The organism is Pseudomonas sp. UM16 (assembly GCF_050312595.1).
In the GTDB taxonomy this organism is placed as follows: domain Bacteria; phylum Pseudomonadota; class Gammaproteobacteria; order Pseudomonadales; family Pseudomonadaceae; genus Aquipseudomonas.
The window spans coordinates 194938-210592 of the sequence record NZ_JBNPJT010000007.1; the positions used below are offsets into that span (position 1 = coordinate 194938).

14 protein-coding genes are annotated in these 15655 nt (G+C 58.9%); 8 read left to right on the top strand and 6 right to left on the bottom strand.

The window, feature by feature from the left end; all coding sequences use genetic code 11:
* Nucleotides 1-235: 235 nt before the first annotated feature.
* From ACQRAX_RS10505 to ACQRAX_RS10515, 3 genes are read left to right on the top strand one after another with little or no spacing between them, the layout of a single operon-like run.
* Nucleotides 236-754: a MarR family winged helix-turn-helix transcriptional regulator gene (locus tag ACQRAX_RS10505; RefSeq protein WP_412037354.1), complete on the top strand. Its 519-nt coding sequence runs from the start codon at nt 236-238 to the stop codon at nt 752-754.
* Nucleotides 755-763: 9 nt separating this feature from the next.
* Complete coding sequence (locus tag ACQRAX_RS10510; protein ID WP_412037355.1) at nt 764-1966, top strand: HlyD family efflux transporter periplasmic adaptor subunit; 1203 nt, start codon at nt 764-766, stop codon at nt 1964-1966.
* Complete coding sequence (locus ACQRAX_RS10515) at nt 1963-3492, top strand: DHA2 family efflux MFS transporter permease subunit (RefSeq protein WP_412037356.1); 1530 nt, start codon at nt 1963-1965, stop codon at nt 3490-3492. Before ACQRAX_RS10510 ends, ACQRAX_RS10515 begins: the two co-directional genes overlap by 4 nt.
* Before the next feature lie 40 nt (nt 3493-3532).
* Here ACQRAX_RS10515 and ACQRAX_RS10520 read toward each other — a convergent pair whose 3' ends face one another.
* Both ACQRAX_RS10520 and ACQRAX_RS10525 read right to left on the bottom strand, forming a co-directional pair.
* The gene (locus tag ACQRAX_RS10520; protein ID WP_412037357.1) at nt 3533-4255 is read right to left on the bottom strand and encodes a UDP-2,3-diacylglucosamine diphosphatase; all 723 of its coding nucleotides are present in this window, start codon (nt 4253-4255) and stop codon (nt 3533-3535) included.
* Nucleotides 4252-4755 carry a peptidylprolyl isomerase gene (locus ACQRAX_RS10525; protein WP_412037358.1) on the bottom strand — a complete coding sequence of 168 codons (504 nt, stop codon included), beginning with the start codon at nt 4753-4755 and terminating at the stop codon, nt 4252-4254. Before ACQRAX_RS10525 ends, ACQRAX_RS10520 begins: the two co-directional genes overlap by 4 nt.
* A gap of 237 nt (nt 4756-4992) precedes the next feature.
* Here ACQRAX_RS10525 and ACQRAX_RS10530 point away from each other — a divergent pair, with 237 nt between their 5' ends.
* Together ACQRAX_RS10530 and cysS are read left to right on the top strand one after the other, a co-directional pair.
* Nucleotides 4993-6696 carry a glutamine--tRNA ligase/YqeY domain fusion protein gene (locus ACQRAX_RS10530; RefSeq protein ID WP_412037359.1) on the top strand — a complete coding sequence of 568 codons (1704 nt, stop codon included), beginning with the start codon at nt 4993-4995 and terminating at the stop codon, nt 6694-6696.
* A gap of 9 nt (nt 6697-6705) precedes the next feature.
* Entirely contained in the window at nt 6706-8088 is a 1383-nt protein-coding gene (cysS, locus tag ACQRAX_RS10535) for a cysteine--tRNA ligase (protein WP_412037360.1), read from the top strand.
* A 92-nt stretch (nt 8089-8180) separates the two neighbouring features.
* Here cysS and ACQRAX_RS10540 read toward each other — a convergent pair whose 3' ends face one another.
* The gene (locus tag ACQRAX_RS10540) at nt 8181-9569 is read right to left on the bottom strand and encodes a sensor histidine kinase (protein WP_412037361.1); all 1389 of its coding nucleotides are present in this window, start codon (nt 9567-9569) and stop codon (nt 8181-8183) included.
* Entirely contained in the window at nt 9547-10227 is a 681-nt protein-coding gene (locus ACQRAX_RS10545) for a response regulator transcription factor (RefSeq protein ID WP_045180238.1), read from the bottom strand. Before ACQRAX_RS10545 ends, ACQRAX_RS10540 begins: the two co-directional genes overlap by 23 nt.
* Before the next feature lie 521 nt (nt 10228-10748).
* Here ACQRAX_RS10545 and ACQRAX_RS10550 point away from each other — a divergent pair.
* From ACQRAX_RS10550 to ACQRAX_RS10560, 3 genes are all read left to right on the top strand, one after another.
* Nucleotides 10749-11162, top strand: a complete 414-nt coding sequence (locus tag ACQRAX_RS10550) for a hypothetical protein (RefSeq protein ID WP_412037362.1) — start codon at nt 10749-10751, stop codon at nt 11160-11162.
* Nucleotides 11143-11529 (top strand): hypothetical protein, encoded by a 387-nt coding sequence (locus ACQRAX_RS10555; RefSeq protein ID WP_412037363.1) that lies wholly within the window; start codon nt 11143-11145, stop codon nt 11527-11529. Before ACQRAX_RS10550 ends, ACQRAX_RS10555 begins: the two co-directional genes overlap by 20 nt.
* A gap of 160 nt (nt 11530-11689) precedes the next feature.
* Nucleotides 11690-12457, top strand: a complete 768-nt coding sequence (locus tag ACQRAX_RS10560) for a sulfite exporter TauE/SafE family protein (RefSeq protein WP_412037364.1) — start codon at nt 11690-11692, stop codon at nt 12455-12457.
* A 51-nt stretch (nt 12458-12508) separates the two neighbouring features.
* On the opposite strand, the gene ACQRAX_RS10565 is transcribed toward ACQRAX_RS10560, so the two are convergent.
* Complete coding sequence (locus tag ACQRAX_RS10565) at nt 12509-13528, bottom strand: branched-chain amino acid aminotransferase (RefSeq protein ID WP_412037365.1); 1020 nt, start codon at nt 13526-13528, stop codon at nt 12509-12511.
* A 407-nt stretch (nt 13529-13935) separates the two neighbouring features.
* Complete coding sequence (locus tag ACQRAX_RS10570) at nt 13936-15525, bottom strand: ABC-F family ATP-binding cassette domain-containing protein (RefSeq protein WP_412037366.1); 1590 nt, start codon at nt 15523-15525, stop codon at nt 13936-13938.
* Nucleotides 15526-15655 lie beyond the last annotated feature (130 nt).

Below are 15655 nucleotides of genomic sequence, written 5' to 3' on the forward strand. Positions count from 1 at the left end.
GCCTAGCGTTCGGAGAAATTGTGCTGGAAGCGGTGATAACTCCCGGAAAAGCTACCAAGAGCGGCCAAAATTTGATGTCAGACGCTTCCGAAAATGTGCCTGTATTTGCATATTGTCGGTTAATGGGCCAACGCAAAGCCTGCTCCCACATACCAAGCAAGCTAATTAATGCCTTGACGCTAGCTGCTTAAGCAGTAACATTATGTTACTAACTGCTTAAGCAGGTATTGCCTTCATGCCGCATTACACCCCGGAAAACTTCCAGTCCTGCACCCTCGGCTTGCTCCTGGGGCGCGCCGCGCTGGTCAAAGACCGCATTCTCGACAGTCACCTGCAAGCGTTCAGCGTCACCGCCGCACAGTTCAAGGTGCTGATCATCGTTGCCCAGTTCGGTGTCGATACCCCAGCCGAACTGTGCCGTTACCTGGCCTTGGACAGTGGCTCGATGACGCGCATGCTCGATCGCCTGGAACAGAAAGACTTGCTGCTGCGCCGCCGCTGCCCCGATGACCGCCGTCAGGTACGCCTGGCATTGAGCGAGGAGGGTCAGAAGCTTGCCGATCAGTTGCCGCACATCGGCGCCGGCGCCATGAACGAATTGCTCGGTGTCCTTTCTCCCGAAGAGCTGGCCAGCCTGGAAGGGCTGTTGAGTAAAGTCCTGCTGGCTGCCGGCGACAGCCTGACCGCGTTGCGCCTCGATGTGGCCAACCAGCACAAGGCTGTCGCGCAGCCCTGTGCCCCAGAAACTCAGTAGGTATTGACCATGGCCATTGCCAATTCCCCGGACACCGACGCTTCAGCGCAGGACCTCAACAACCGCCGCAAGCGTAAAACCTGGTTGCTCGGCCTGGCCCTGCTGATTGTGGTCGGCGGTGGCGCGGTGTGGGCCTGGCATGAGCTGTACGGGCGCTGGAACGAAGAAACCGACGACGCCTATGTCAACGGCAACGTGGTGGAAATAACCCCCTTGGTGACCGGAACCGTGATCAGCATTGGTGCCGATGACGGCGATCTGGTTCACGCCGGCCAGGTGCTGATTGAATTCGACCCCAGTGATGCCGAAGTCGGCCTGCAAGCGGCTCAGGCCCAGCTGGCACGGGCGGTGCGCCAGGTGCGTGGCTTGTATAGCAACGTAGACGGCATGAAGGCCCAGGTGGGCGCGCGTCAGGCTGAGCAGACCAAGGCCCAGGAAAACTACAACCGACGCAAGACCCTGGCCGCTGGCGGGGCGATTTCCCTGGAAGAACTGTCCCACGCCCGTGATGACCTGGCTTCGGCGCAGAGTGCGCTGATCAATGCCAAGCAGCAGCTCAACACTACTTCTGCGTTGGTCGATGACACTGTCGTCTCCTCGCATCCACAAGTCATGGCGGCCGCTGCCGACCTGCGTCAGGCATACCTGGCTGCGGCGCGCACCACTCTGGTGGCACCGGTCACCGGCTACGTCGCCAAACGCACCGTTCAGTTGGGGCAGCGCCTGCAGCCGGGCACTGCGACCATGGCGGTGATCCCCCTGGACCAGCTCTGGATCGACGCTAACTTCAAGGAGACCCAGCTGCGTCACATGCGCATTGGCCAGCCAGTGGACATCGTTGCCGACCTGTATGGCAGCGAGGTCAAGTACAGCGGCACCATCGACAGCCTCGGTGCCGGTACCGGTAGCGCTTTCGCCCTGTTGCCGGCGCAGAATGCCACCGGCAACTGGATCAAGATCGTCCAGCGGGTGCCGGTGCGTATTCATATCAATGCCGAACAACTGGCAGCTCACCCGCTGCGCATTGGTCTGTCGACGCAGGTTACGGTCGATCTGCATGACCAGAGCGGCCCTGTGTTGGCGCAGTTGCCGCCGCAAAAGGCATCGTTCGCGACCCAGGTATACGACCGTCAGTTGGTCGAGGCCGATGCGATGATCACACGGCTGATCCATGACAACAGCGAAGGCCCCAGCAAGACGGCGCAGCGATGAGCAACAGCGCGTCATTCAGCCCGCCGAGCCTGCTGCTGACCACCATCGGCCTGTCGCTGGCGACCTTCATGCAGGTGCTCGATACCACCATTGCCAACGTCGCCTTGCCGACCATTGCCGGCAACCTGGGGGTGAGTGTCGAGCAGGGCACCTGGGTTATCACGTCCTTTGCGGTGAGCAACGCCATTGCCTTGCCGCTGACCGGCTGGCTGAGCCGGCGTTTCGGTGAGGTGAAGCTGTTTATCTGGGCCACGCTGCTGTTCGTGCTGGCCTCGTTTCTCTGTGGTATTGCCCGTTCGATGCCGGAACTGGTGGGGTTTCGTGTGCTGCAGGGTATCGTTGCCGGCCCGTTGTACCCGATGACCCAGACACTGTTGATCGCCGTCTACCCACCGGCCAAGCGCGGCATGGCCCTGGCCTTGCTGGCGATGGTCACGGTGGTGGCGCCGATTGCCGGGCCGATCCTCGGCGGCTGGATCACTGATAGCTACAGCTGGCCGTGGATCTTTTTCATCAACGTGCCGATTGGCCTGTTCGCTGCAGCGGTCGTGCGCCAGCAGATGCGCACCCGTCCGGTCACGACCCAGCGTCAGCCCATGGACTACATCGGTCTGCTGTGCCTGATCATCGGTGTCGGCGCCTTGCAGATCGTCCTGGACAAAGGCAACGATCTGGACTGGTTCGAGTCGAACTTCATTGTCGTTGGCAGTTTGATTTCGCTGGTATTTCTGGCTGCCTTCATCATCTGGGAACTGACCGACAAGCACCCGGTGGTCAACCTGCGATTGTTTGTGCACCGTAATTTTCGCATCGGCACCATTGTGCTGGTGGGCGGCTATGCCGGCTTTTTCGGCATCAATCTGATTCTGCCGCAATGGTTACAGACGCAGATGGGCTATACGGCTACCTGGGCCGGGCTGGCTGTCGCCCCGATCGGCTTGCTGCCCGTGCTGATGTCACCTTTCGTCGGCAAGTATGCGCATAAATTCGACCTGCGCCTGTTGGCGGGGATCGCCTTTCTGGCTATCGGCACCAGTTGTTTCATGCGCGCAGGCTTCACCAATGAAGTGGACTTCCAGCATATCGCCCTGGTGCAACTGTTCATGGGGATCGGCGTGGCACTGTTTTTCATGCCGACTTTGAGCATCCTGCTCTCCGACCTGCCGCCGCATCAGATCGCCGATGGTTCGGGCCTGGCCACTTTTCTGCGGACGCTGGGCGGCAGCTTTGCCGCTTCGTTGACCACCTGGATCTGGATTCGCCGTGCTGACCAGCATCATGCCTATTTAAGTGAAAGCATCAGCACCTATGAGCCCGCCACGCGTGAAGCGCTCAAGCAACTGGGTGGGGCGAGCGGGCAGTCCTATGCGCAGCTGGAGCGAATGCTCAGCAGTCAGGCGTACATGATGTCGACGGTGGATTACTTCACCCTGATGGGTTGGGTGTTTGCCGGGCTGATATTGCTGGTATGGCTGGCCAAGCCGCCATTTGCGGCCAAGGCAGCACCAGCATCGGCGGGGCACTGAGGGCCGTGAGAGCGGATGAGTCCGCTCCCGCAGCGCTCAATCAGGGAAACGCAAACGGCTGCAACTGAAATCCTTGCTCATCCACTTGCAACGCCCAACCTTGCCTGTCCCAATCGCCCAGCACGATACGCCGTGCCGGCTGATCATCGACCACCAATTTATGAATCGCCGGCCGGTGAGTATGGCCGTGCACCAGCGTACGCACGCCGTGTTCAGCCATGACCCGCGGCACTTCTTCCGGCGTCACGTCGACAATGTCATTGGCTTTCATCCGCGTCTGCGCCCGGCTTTCGCTACGCAGCTTGCGCGCAAGCTTCTGGCGTGTGCTCAGCGGCAGGTGCCGCAGAATCCACAAGCTCAGAGGATTGCGCAGGTAACGACGCATTTTCATGTAGGCCAGGTCCAGCGTGCACAAGCTGTCGCCATGCATCAGCAGGACCCGCTCACCGCCCAGCTCCACGACGCTTGGGTCGCGCAGCAAGGTACAGCCGGCGGCCTGGCAGAAGGCCTCACCAAGCAGGAAGTCGCGGTTGCCATGCATCAGGTAGACCTGCGTGCCACTGTCGCTCAAGGCGCGCAGCGCCTGGCAGATCGTAGTCTGGAACGGCGTCATGGCATCGTCGCCGATCCAGGCCTCGAAAAAGTCACCGAGGATGTACAACGCCTCGGCGTGCCGCGCGCGACCGTCGAGCAGATCAAGAAACGCCCGGGTAATGTCCGGGCGTTCTTCTTGCAGGTGCAGATCAGAGATCAGCAGTATCACTCAATGATCTCGGCTTTCTCGATGATCACGTCGTCGGTTGGCACGTCCTGGTGACCAGACTTGGAGCCGGTGGAAACGCCTTTGATCTTGTCGACAACGTCAGTGCCGGCGGTGACTTTGCCGAATACCGCATAGCCCCAGCCCTGAACGTTCTTGCCGCTGTGGTTGAGGAAGCTGTTGTCAGCGACGTTGATGAAGAACTGCGCCGAAGCCGAATGCGGCTCCATGGTGCGGGCCATGGCGATGGTGTACTTGTCGTTGCTCAGACCGTTGTCAGCTTCGTTCTGGATGCTTGGACGCTTGTCTTTCTTTTCTTTCATGCCTGGCTCGAAACCGCCGCCCTGGATCATGAAGTTGCCGATGACGCGGTGGAATACGGTGTTGCTGTAGTGGCCAGCGTTTACGTATTCGATGAAGTTGGCCACGGTGATCGGGGCTTTCTCGGCGTTCAGTTCGATGACGATGTCACCGTGATTGGTGGTCAATTTGACTTGGGTCATGCTCAAATTCTCGCTATTCAAGGCATTGGAAAATAGTTCGCGCAGTATCGCGATACACACCTGACGCACAGTCTACAGCCCGCGATACGTGATTCGCGGCAGTTTTTTCGCGTTGCCAGGCGAATATCGCGCCAGTTTGTCGGCCCGATGCTGTCGGCAGCTCGACCGCTTCGGCTATGATAAGCGCTTTGATTCAGTCGGCCTACCCAGGCCGTGTACCCGTATTTCAAGGATCCTATGAGCAAGCCCACTGCCGACACCGCTCCCAACGCCGCTGCCAAAGGCGCTCCCGCCGTCCCTGCGAACTTCCTGCGCCCAATCGTGCAGGCCGACCTGGACTCGGGCAAGCACAGCAGCATCGTCACTCGTTTTCCGCCTGAGCCCAACGGTTACCTGCACATCGGCCATGCCAAGTCGATCTGCGTGAACTTCGGCCTGGCCCAGGAATTCGGCGGAGCCTGTCACCTGCGTTTCGATGACACCAACCCGGCCAAAGAGGACCAGGAGTACATCGACGCCATCCAGAGCGATGTGCAGTGGCTGGGCTTCCAGTGGACCGGCCCGGTGCGCTACGCCTCCGAATATTTCGACCAGTTGCATGACTGGGCGGTGGACCTGATCAAGTCGGGCAACGCCTATGTTTGCGACCTGACCCCGGAGCAGGCCAAGGAATACCGCGGCAACCTCACCGAGCCAGGCAAGAATAGCCCGTTCCGTGAGCGCAGCGTCGAGGAAAACCTCGACCTGTTCGCCCGGATGAAAGCCGGCGAATTCAAAGACGGTGAGCGCGTACTGCGCGCCAAGATCGACATGGCTTCGCCGAACATGAACCTGCGCGATCCGATCCTTTACCGCATCCGTCATGCCCACCACCACCAGACCGGTGACAAGTGGTGCATCTACCCTAACTACGACTTCACCCATGGTCAGTCGGATGCTATCGAAGGCATTACCCACTCGATCTGCACCCTGGAGTTCGAAGGCCATCGCCCGCTGTACGAATGGTTCCTGGAGCACCTGCCGGTGCCGGCCAAGCCGCGTCAGTACGAGTTCAGCCGCCTGAACCTGAACTACACCATCACCAGCAAGCGTAAGCTCAAACAGCTGGTTGACGAGCAGCACGTTCATGGTTGGGATGACCCGCGCATGTCGACCTTGTCCGGTTTCCGTCGCCGCGGCTACACCCCGGCGTCGATCCGCAATTTCTGCGAAATGATCGGTACCAACCGTTCCGACGGCGTGGTCGACATGTCGATGCTCGAATTCAGCATCCGTGACGACCTCGATCGCACCGCGCCACGCGCCATGTGCGTACTGCGTCCGCTGAAAGTGGTCATCAGCAACTACCCAGAAGGCCAGGTCGAGAACCTCGAACTGCCGCGTCACCCGAAAGAAGACATGGGCGTGCGCGCACTGCCGTTCGCCCGCGAGATCTACATCGATCGTGACGACTTCATGGAAGAGCCGCCAAAAGGCTACAAGCGCCTGGAGCCTGCCGGTGAAGTGCGCCTGCGCGGCAGCTACGTGATCCGCGCCGACCAGGCGATCAAGGACGCCGACGGCAACATCGTCGAGCTGCGTTGCTCCTACGACCCGGACACCCTCGGCAAGAACCCTGAGGGCCGCAAGGTCAAGGGCGTGATTCACTGGGTGCCGGCTGCGGCCAGCGTCGAGTGCGAAGTGCGTCTGTACGACCGCCTGTTCCGCTCGGCCAACCCCGAGAAGACCGAAGATGGCGGCAGCTTCCTCGACAACATCAATCCCGATTCGCTGCAGGTGCTTACCGGTTGTCGTGCGGAACCTTCACTGGGCCAGGCCCAGCCAGAAGACCGCTTCCAGTTCGAGCGCGAAGGTTACTTCTGCGCCGACCTGAAAGACTCCCAGCCGGGTCGCCCGGTATTCAACCGGACTGTGACCCTGCGCGATTCGTGGGGCAGCTGAGGAACGCTCGTGCTTAGCATTTACAACACACTTAGCAAGACCAAGGAAGTTTTCAAGCCGCTCGAAGGCAACAAGGTCCGGATGTACGTCTGCGGCATGACCGTGTACGACTTCTGCCACCTTGGCCATGGCCGTAGCATGGTCGCCTTTGACCTGGTGACCCGCTGGCTGCGTTACAGCGGCTACGACCTGACTTATGTGCGCAACATCACCGACATCGATGACAAGATCATCAACCGCGCCAATGAAAACGGTGAATCGTTCGACGCACTGACCGCGCGCATGATCGACGCGATGCACGAAGACGAGCGCCGCCTGAACATCCTGCCGCCGGATCAGGAGCCGCGTGCCACCGACCATATCCCTGGCATGCATGCGATGATCCAGACTCTGATTGACAAGGGTTTCGCTTACGCGCCCGGCAATGGTGACGTCTACTACCGGGTCGGCAAGTTTGTCGGTTACGGCAAGTTGTCACGCAAGAAGATCGAAGACCTGCGCATCGGTGCGCGGATCGAGGTCGACGAAGCCAAGCAGGACCCGCTCGACTTCGTCCTGTGGAAGGGCGTCAAGCCAGGCGAACCAAGCTGGGAGTCGCCGTGGGGGCCGGGCCGTCCAGGATGGCACATCGAGTGCTCGGTCATGTCGACCTGCTGCCTGGGCGAGAGCTTCGACATCCATGGCGGTGGCAACGACCTGGAGTTCCCACACCACGAAAACGAAATCGCCCAGAGCGAGGCCGCCACAGGCAAGCAGTACGCCAACGCGTGGATGCACTGCGGGATGATCCGCATCAATGGCGAGAAGATGTCCAAGTCCTTGAACAACTTCTTCACCATTCGCGACGTGCTCGACAAGTATCACCCGGAGGTGGTCCGCTACCTGCTGGTGTCGAGCCACTACCGCAGCTCGATCAACTACTCCGAGGACAGCCTGCGCGAGTCCAAGGGTGCCCTGGAGCGTTTCTATCACGCACTGCGTGGCTTGCCGCGGGTCGAGGCCAAGGGTGGCGAGACCTACGTCGATCGCTTCACGCTGGCGATGAACGACGACTTCGGTACGCCTGAAGCCTGCGCCGTGTTGTTTGACCTTGTGCGTGAGATCAACCGTCTGCGTGAAAGCGAGCCTGAGGTTGCTGCCGGCCTGGCCGCTCGCCTGCGTGAGCTGGCAGGCCTGCTGGGCGTGCTGCAACTGGACGCCGACGACTTCCTGCGCGCTGGTGCTGAAGGCAAGGTGGATGCCGCTGAAGTGGAAGCCTTGATCCAAGCGCGCCTGCAAGCGCGTGCAGACAAGAACTGGGCTGAGTCTGACCGCATTCGTGACCAGATCACCGCCATGGGTGTGGTGCTCGAAGACAGCAAGGGTGCTACTACCTGGCGTCTGGCTGACTGATCGGCATTGACTGCATCGCCAGCAAGGCTGGCTCCTACAGGAAGGTGGTGTGCATCACCCCTGTGGGAGCTGGCGTTGCCAGCGATGACGCCTTAGCTGGCCATCCCGTTCCGACAATGCAGCACCAGCTTCGCCCCACCCAACTCACTCGCCCCGACCTCAAGCGCAAAGCCATGCAGGTCAACAATCGCCGCAACCACCGATAGGCCCAGCCCGAAACCTGGGTGGCGATGGCCTTCCTCACTGCGATAAAAGCGTTTCAACACTGCCCCTCGCTCATCCTCGGGAATCCCCGGGCCGCTGTCGTGCACTTCAATATGCAAGCCCGTGGTATCGCTGCGCGCCCGCAACAACACCTGGCCTGCGGCCGGGGTGAACTTGATCGCGTTGCCAAGCAGGTTGGCCAGGGCTTCGAACAGCAATTCACGGTCACCGTGTAGCGCGGGTAGCTGATCGGCCATTTCCAGCCGCAAAGCAATCTCTCCGTCTTCGGCCAGCGGCAGATAGAAGTCATGCAGCTCCCGCAGCAAGGCATGCGGATCAAGCTCGACAAAGCCGGCTCGGCGCTGGCGATCCTCCAGTTCACTGATGCGCAGCAAACCGCGAAAACGCGCCATAAGCGTGTCGGTTTCGCCAATCGCCTGCTCCAATGCATCCGCTTGAGGTGAGTCATCACCGGCTTGTTGGCGAATACGATAGAGCTGGGCGCGCAGGCGAGTCAGCGGGGTGCGCAGGTCGTGAGCGATATTGTCACAGACACCTTTGACTTCGTGCATCAAGCGCTCAATGCGGTCGAGCATGGCGTTGACGATGGCGGCGAGCATGTCCAGCTCATCGCGACGCGGTGACAGCGGCAGGCGTTGGGTCAGATCACCGGCAACGATCTGTTCGGCCGTGGCCTGGATCGCGCGGATACGCTTGAGCGGTCGGCGGCGCAGCAGATACCAACCAGCAATACCGGGGATGATGGTCAACGACAGGCCCCAGAGCAGGGCGTGGAGGATGATGCGGGTGACGACGAACAGCGAGCCGTTGTCGCGGACCAGGATCAGCCAGCGGCCATCACGCACCTTGATTGCCACGGCATCGCAGCTGTCGCGCGGCAGGTGCGGGTCATCGGCATCCAGGCAGCGGCCCAGTTCGTGGATCTTGCCGTCCAGGCCCAGGTCGGTCGGCACTTGGCGGATTTGTCCGGCCAAGGGGTTGAACTGTGCATCAAACAGGCCATAGGCATCGAAGCTGCGTTCTTCGAAGGCTTGGCTGGCGATCAGGGCGTCGTCCAGTTGCTTGCCGCTCATGTGCGCGAACAAGTGCTGGCGCTGCAGCAGAGAATGGCGGGTGAGCTTGTTCAGGTAGTCCGAAACTTCAAAGTACAGCACCCCCATGAGGATGCTGCTCCAGGCCACGAAGAGAAAGCTGTACAGCGCCAATAGACGACTGGTCGACGAACTCCAGCCCTTAGATGGGTTCGGCAATGGCATAGCCCGAGCCCCGCACGGTTCGAATCAGCGGCGTCTGGCCAGCGGCATCGATCTTTTTGCGCAAGCGTCCGATATGCACGTCGATCAAGTTGGTGCCGGGGTCGAAGTGATAGCCCCAGACTTCCTCGAAGATCATCATCCGGGTGATCACCTGGCCGGCGTGGCGCATGAGGAATTCCAGCAGCTTGTACTCGGTGGGCAGCAGGTTGAGGGTGTTCTCGCCGCGCCGGGCCTCGTGGCTGATCAGGTCAAGCTCCAAGTCGCCGACCTGCAGGCGGGTCTGCGCCATCGGTACGCTGTTGCGCCGCAGCAACACTTCAACGCGGGCGGCCATTTCATCGGAGGCAAACGGCTTGGTCAGGTAGTCGTCACCGCCGGCACGTAGGCCGCGGACCCGTTCGTCGACATCGGAGAGGGCGCTGATCATCAGGATCGGCGTGGCAATCTTCAGGGTGCGCAGGGTGGTGACGATGGTCAGGCCGTCAAGCTCGGGGAGCATGCGATCGAGGGTGATCAGGTCGTAGCCGCCAGCAATGGCCTTGGCCAGGCCTTCGCGGCCGTTGTCGGCCCAATCCACCTCCAGGCCATGGCTGGAGAGCTCGGCGACGATCTCCTGAGCGGTGATGGCGTCGTCTTCGATAGTCAGTACGCGGGGCATGCTAATACCTGGGCGGCGAGTAGAGACTTGATTGTGCCAAAGAATAGGCGGTGCCCGGGTTAAAGAAAAATTCATCTGCGCGGTGTTCTTGCCGCTTTGGTGGGTGGCTGGTCGCCGGGGGCGTAGATGTGCGCCGAAAGAGTAGTGCTTGGAGCAAGCCTACTCGATGCCCGGAAGGGTCCTACATCTTCGCATTGGGTGTTCTTGCTAGATTGCAGTCTTTACCACTTTACAAGCGTTCATAGGCGTATTTTGCGGTGCTTGTAAATGTTTTGGCTGCCACGTTCGGCGTTGGAATGGCCGACTGAAGATCTTGTAACTAACTCAGGGGATAGGTGAACTCATGAATGATATTTTCATACAAAATAGTTTCGAATCTTTTGAAAATTCGACGTCGATGCAGGAGTTCGGTGAAGTGTTCATTGAGGCGCTGCCCAAGCATTTGTAAAGCATTGAAAATGCCTGGGCGATTGATGAAGGATAATTTCAGAAGTCCACCTCTACACGCTCAGGTGGAGCATGTGACTGAGCTCCAGGGTGCAATGCGTGAGGTGCTTTATCATCCGATTACGTACGACGCCCAGTCCTGTGCTGAGAAGGCGTTCAAGGTTTTCCTTGAGAGAGAGGTTGTTGATGTCGGTATTTTGAAGTTTTTCAATGGCTGGAATGAAATACACAAAACAACCAGCCTCGTCTCTGCAAAGGTAATTATGCGGTTGTCAGCGGATGCACGCTTCGTCCCAGTTGGAAGGCAAGAAAATTATAATCATGTCATGGCGCACATGCATGAAGTTGCAAAGGACGATTTTGGTCTGGGGCACGAAGGGCATGATGGTATGTACGCCTATATGGCGGCCGCATTTGATGCCTCGGGCTGGGAGGGGGATCGGCATGCGGTTCGTGAGTGTGTACGGCATGGGCGTGGCGAAGTATAAATCTGCCATGGTTTCCTTCGAACATAAAAACTCTATAATGAGCGCCATGATGGTGTCTGTTGCATCTGAGCTCTGGAATGGGCGTGAGTACAACTTTATTGCTCAATTCATCGAAAAGAAGTTAATTTCCATCAGGCCGTCACTGCGCAGCGATGTTAAAAATCTGCGCGATGCAAAGGGCTATGTAATGGGGCATTCTGGCGAAGTAGAGAACAAGCACGGCCTGCATGCTTTAGCTGCGGCGCAAGCTTTTGGCCGCACCGTAGAGCTTGATTTTGAGGTGGGCCGGCTCAAGGAAGTGATGCTGGATTATAACGCGCGTGTTGGAGCCGCCTTTCATTCTTTGTATGAAGCATTAAGTGAGTGATCAGTAGGTGTGGACGAAGTCGTCTGGATTGTTTCTGCTGTTCGGTGTTTGTTTAAGGTGTTCTGGGGCGAGCTAAAGCGGTTGTATGAGCATTGGCCTTAATTTAAAGGCGTGCCGTAGATGTAAGTGTGCATGCCCTTGCCCTTGCTGGACGATTCTCATGGACTATGAATACACCTTGGTAGTACTAGGCTTCTTTGCATTTTGCGGTGGCTTAATAGATGCGGCAGTGGGCGGGGGCGGGCTTGTTCAAGTACCGGCGCTTTTGCACGCTTTACCGCAATATAGCTTGTCTACCGTTTTTGGAACTAACAAGCTGGCGGTTTTGGCAGGAAATCTTTCATCCGTTCTTAGCTACACAAAAAGAATAGAAATTGCATGGAGGCTTCTGCTTCCTACTCTGGTTTCTGCATTCATGTTCGCGTTACTAGGGGCCTTTTCCATCTCGCTCGTCCCGAAAGCGCTTATGGAGCCCGTTGTTTTTGTCGTTCTGATCGTGATGGCGGTTTATACCTTTGTAAGAAAGGATCTAGGGCGGGTTCATACGAAAATACAATGCGGGACCAAAGAAGTGCTGCAGGGGGTGTTTTTTGGAGGGTTGATTGGTTTCTATGACGGGGTTTTCGGGCCGGGGAGTGGGAGCCTGTTGCTTTTTTTCTTTGTGAAATTTTTTGGCTTCGACTTCTTGAATGCATCAGCTTCGGCAAAGCTAGTTAATCTAGGGACATTTAGCGCGGCGTTGCTCTTTTTTATTCCGTCGGGGAATGTGCTGTGGGCGATCGGTGGAGTAGTAGCTATCTGTAATATCGCAGGCTCTGTCACGGGGGTCTTTTTGGCATTGCGATATGGTAGTGGTTTTATTCGGGTGTTCTTTTTGATCTTGCTGTTATTTCTTATCGGTAGAATGGGTGTGTCTATGTGGATATGAAAAAGGGCATGCCATCGCTGGCATGCCCTTCTGTTATCGCTCAGTAGCGCCTCAGGCGACCTTGACGATCCAGCCCGCCGGACCTTCGATGTCGCCGCTCTGGATGCCGGTCAGCTCGTTGTAGAGCTTCTGGGTCACCGGACCGACTTCGGTCTCGCTGTGGAACACATGCAGCTCGCCGTTGTACTGGATGCCACCGATCGGCGTAATCACCGCCGCGGTGCCGCAGGCGCCTGCTTCTTTGAAACGCTTGAGTTCGTTGATCAGCACGTCGCCCTCGATAACCGTCAGGCCAAGGCGCGCTTGCGCCAGTTCCATCAGCGACAGGCGGGTGATGCCTGGCAGCACGGAAGCCGATTTTGGCGTGATGAATTCGTTGTTGGCGGTAATGCCGAAGAAGTTCGCCGAACCGACTTCCTCGATTTTGGTGTGGGTCAGTGGGTCAAGGTAGATGCAATCGGCAAAGCCAGCTTGCTTGGCCTTGTAGCCCGGTTGCAGGCTGGCCGCGTAGTTGCCGCCGACCTTGGCTGCGCCGGTACCTTGTGGCGCGGCACGGTCGTAGTCGGAGATCAGGAACTTGTGCGGGGTCATGCCGCCTTTGAAATAGGAGCCGACCGGAATGGCGAAGATCGAGAAGATGAACTCCGGCGCGGTGCGCACACCGATGTTGTCGCCGACGCCGATGACGAACGGACGCAAGTACAGCGCACCTTTGCCGTATGGCGGAATGAAGCGTTCGTTGGCCTTGACCACCTGTTTGCAGGCGTCGATGAACTGTTCGGTCGGCACTTGTGGCATCAGCAGACGGTCGCAGCTGCGCTGCATGCGCAGGGCGTTCTGGTCCGGGCGGAACAGGTTGATCGAACCATCCTTGCAGCGGTATGCCTTCATGCCTTCGAAGCATTGCTGGCCATAATGCAGCGCAGTCGAGCCTTCGCTAATGTGCAGCTGGTTGTCTTCGGTCAGGGTGCCTTGGTCCCACTCGCCGTTGCGGAAGTAGGAAAGGTAGCGCTTGTCGGTCTTGATGTAGTCGAAGCCCAGCTTGTCCCAGTTAATGCTTTCGTTACTCATGGCACCCTCGAATCGGTTTGCATATGCCTGACGGCTCAGGCGTCTGTTATTGCGCACGCAGCCACGATAATACATCCCGTGCGGATCGGGAACGCCCAGTCATAGGATTGGACCATGGTCGCAGTGAATATTTTCCGCGATCCGCTCACGCCGTATCAGGTCGCGGCCATAACGGCTGGCAGTTGCTGCTACCGTTCGTACGTTTGCCGGTGTATTGCGCTAGACAGAATGCCAAGTCGGGTGCACGATAATTTCAATGACGCTTTGCCCGCTGACCTCGATCCGGGCCACGACACCGCCATTCGCGGCGCAGGCACGAGAGTTTCAACACCAGGCAGCAGGGTAAACCAAGGCCCCGCCCAGCAATGGACGGGGCCTTGTCGTTTCAGATTCTGCACAGCCAGCCGCTAAAGCCCCAGTTGCCACGCAGTGTCGAGCCTCAATTGCTGCAGGAATACCTGGTCGTGAGAAACCACCAGTAACGCGCCGCGGTACTGCTGCAACATAGCTTCCAGGGCTGCGAGAGAGGGCAAGTCGAGGTGGTTGCTCGGCTCATCCAGGAGTAGCAATGGCACCGGTCTGTCGCCATAGAGCAAGCCGGCCAGCGCGGCCTTGAGCCGTTCTCCACCACTGAGCAGGCCGCTGGCTAAGTCGACGCGCTCTGCGCCCAGGCCCAACTGCGCCAGGCGTGTGCGCAAGCTGCTTTCATCGCGGCTGGCGGTACAGTGGCGCAAAAACTCGAGCACCGATTGCGAGGCCGGCAACAGGCTGCAGTGTTGGTCAAGGTATGTGGCTTCAGCGCACACTTCGCAGTGGCCTGCACGGGGCAAAAGTTGTCCGGCCAAGACCTTGAGTAACGTCGATTTACCGCTGCCATTGGCGCCGACCAGTGCCACGCGTTCACCGCTGTAAAGTCGCCAGTTCAACGCTGGCTGATGCTGATCACCGTACGGCAATTGCAGCTCGTGCAGGCACACCAACGGGCCGCCTGTCGGACGGATGGGGTCAGGGGTATGCAGCACGATCGGGCAGCTGGCTTCGACCCGCAGGGCGGCCTCACGCACCTGCACCGCCATCGTTTGTCGAGCCAGGTGGTGGTCGCGCTGTTGTTTGCCAGCAGTGACCTCACTACGTTGCTGTTGGCGATCGAGGAGAATCTTCGCTTGATTACTGTCGCGGGCATCGCGACTTGCTCTGGACTGGCGGCGTTCAAGGCGTTCGCGTTGCTGTTGCAGTTCGCGTGCTTGGCGTTGACGCGCAAGCTTCAAGCGTTGCAGGGTAATTTCCGCCTGGGCACTTGCTGCGCTTTTACACTGGGCATAGACACTGTAGTTACCACCGTAGCTATCAAGGCCTAAGCTTGAGAGCTCAACGATCCGTTGCATGTGTTCGAGCAATTCACGGTCATGACTGACCACCAGCAGGCCCTTGTGCCACTGTCCTAGCGCCTCGAGCAGCAAGGCGCGGCCGGGGCCGTCGAGGTGGTTGCTGGGTTCATCCAGAATCAGGTAATCGGCCTCGCTCAGAAACGCCCCAAGCAAGGCTACACGCATGGCCTGGCCACCGCTCAAGGTCGCGACACGCCGGTCTGCGTCCAGCTGTTCCAGCCCATGACGTGCCAGTTGTGCCTGTAGCCGCTCGCGCATATCCCAGCGTTCGCCCACCGTATCGAAATCGCTTTGCTTGCTGCTGCCAGCCTCGATGCGGCGCAAGGCATCGAGCACTTTGTCGACTTGAGCTAATTGCGCCACGGTGGCTTCGGGGCTGGGCAACTGCTGACCCAGATAGTGCACGAGGCCTGAGGCGCGGCAGTGCCCGGCGTTGGGTTGCAGGCGCCCGGCAAGGATCTGCGCCAGTACTGTCTTGCCCACACCATTGCGTCCGACCAGGCCGGTGTGGCGCTGGTCGAAGCGTTCGTTCAGATCGCTAAACAACTGCCTGCCATCGGGCAAGGCAAAGGCGACGCTATCAAGCGTCAGGGTCGAGAAAGGGGTCATACGACACTCCATGCATGCCAGCAACGTCCCCGGCGAAGGGGGATGAAGACGGGCCGTCAAACAGACGGCGGCATTAATGACGCATCGCACTACACCTCAAAGAAAGGGGGAGAGCACAGCTTAGAGGTCA

Bases quoted from the DNA above. Each gene is read 5' to 3' on its own strand.
- ACQRAX_RS10530 (WP_412037359.1), top strand. From the start codon at position 4,993: ATGAGCAAGCCCACTGCCGACACCGCTCCCAACGCCGCTGCCAAAGGC.
- ACQRAX_RS10525 (WP_412037358.1), bottom strand. From the start codon at position 4,755: ATGACCCAAGTCAAATTGACCACCAATCACGGTGACATCGTCATCGAA.
- ACQRAX_RS10510 (WP_412037355.1), top strand. From the start codon at position 764: ATGGCCATTGCCAATTCCCCGGACACCGACGCTTCAGCGCAGGACCTC.
- ACQRAX_RS10565 (WP_412037365.1), bottom strand. From the start codon at position 13,528: ATGAGTAACGAAAGCATTAACTGGGACAAGCTGGGCTTCGACTACATC.
- ACQRAX_RS10540 (WP_412037361.1), bottom strand. From the start codon at position 9,569: ATGCCATTGCCGAACCCATCTAAGGGCTGGAGTTCGTCGACCAGTCGT.
- ACQRAX_RS10555 (WP_412037363.1), top strand. From the start codon at position 11,143: ATGGGCGTGGCGAAGTATAAATCTGCCATGGTTTCCTTCGAACATAAA.
- ACQRAX_RS10505 (WP_412037354.1), top strand. From the start codon at position 236: ATGCCGCATTACACCCCGGAAAACTTCCAGTCCTGCACCCTCGGCTTG.
- ACQRAX_RS10515 (WP_412037356.1), top strand. From the start codon at position 1,963: ATGAGCAACAGCGCGTCATTCAGCCCGCCGAGCCTGCTGCTGACCACC.
- ACQRAX_RS10545 (WP_045180238.1), bottom strand. From the start codon at position 10,227: ATGCCCCGCGTACTGACTATCGAAGACGACGCCATCACCGCTCAGGAG.
- ACQRAX_RS10570 (WP_412037366.1), bottom strand. From the start codon at position 15,525: ATGACCCCTTTCTCGACCCTGACGCTTGATAGCGTCGCCTTTGCCTTG.
- ACQRAX_RS10560 (WP_412037364.1), top strand. From the start codon at position 11,690: ATGGACTATGAATACACCTTGGTAGTACTAGGCTTCTTTGCATTTTGC.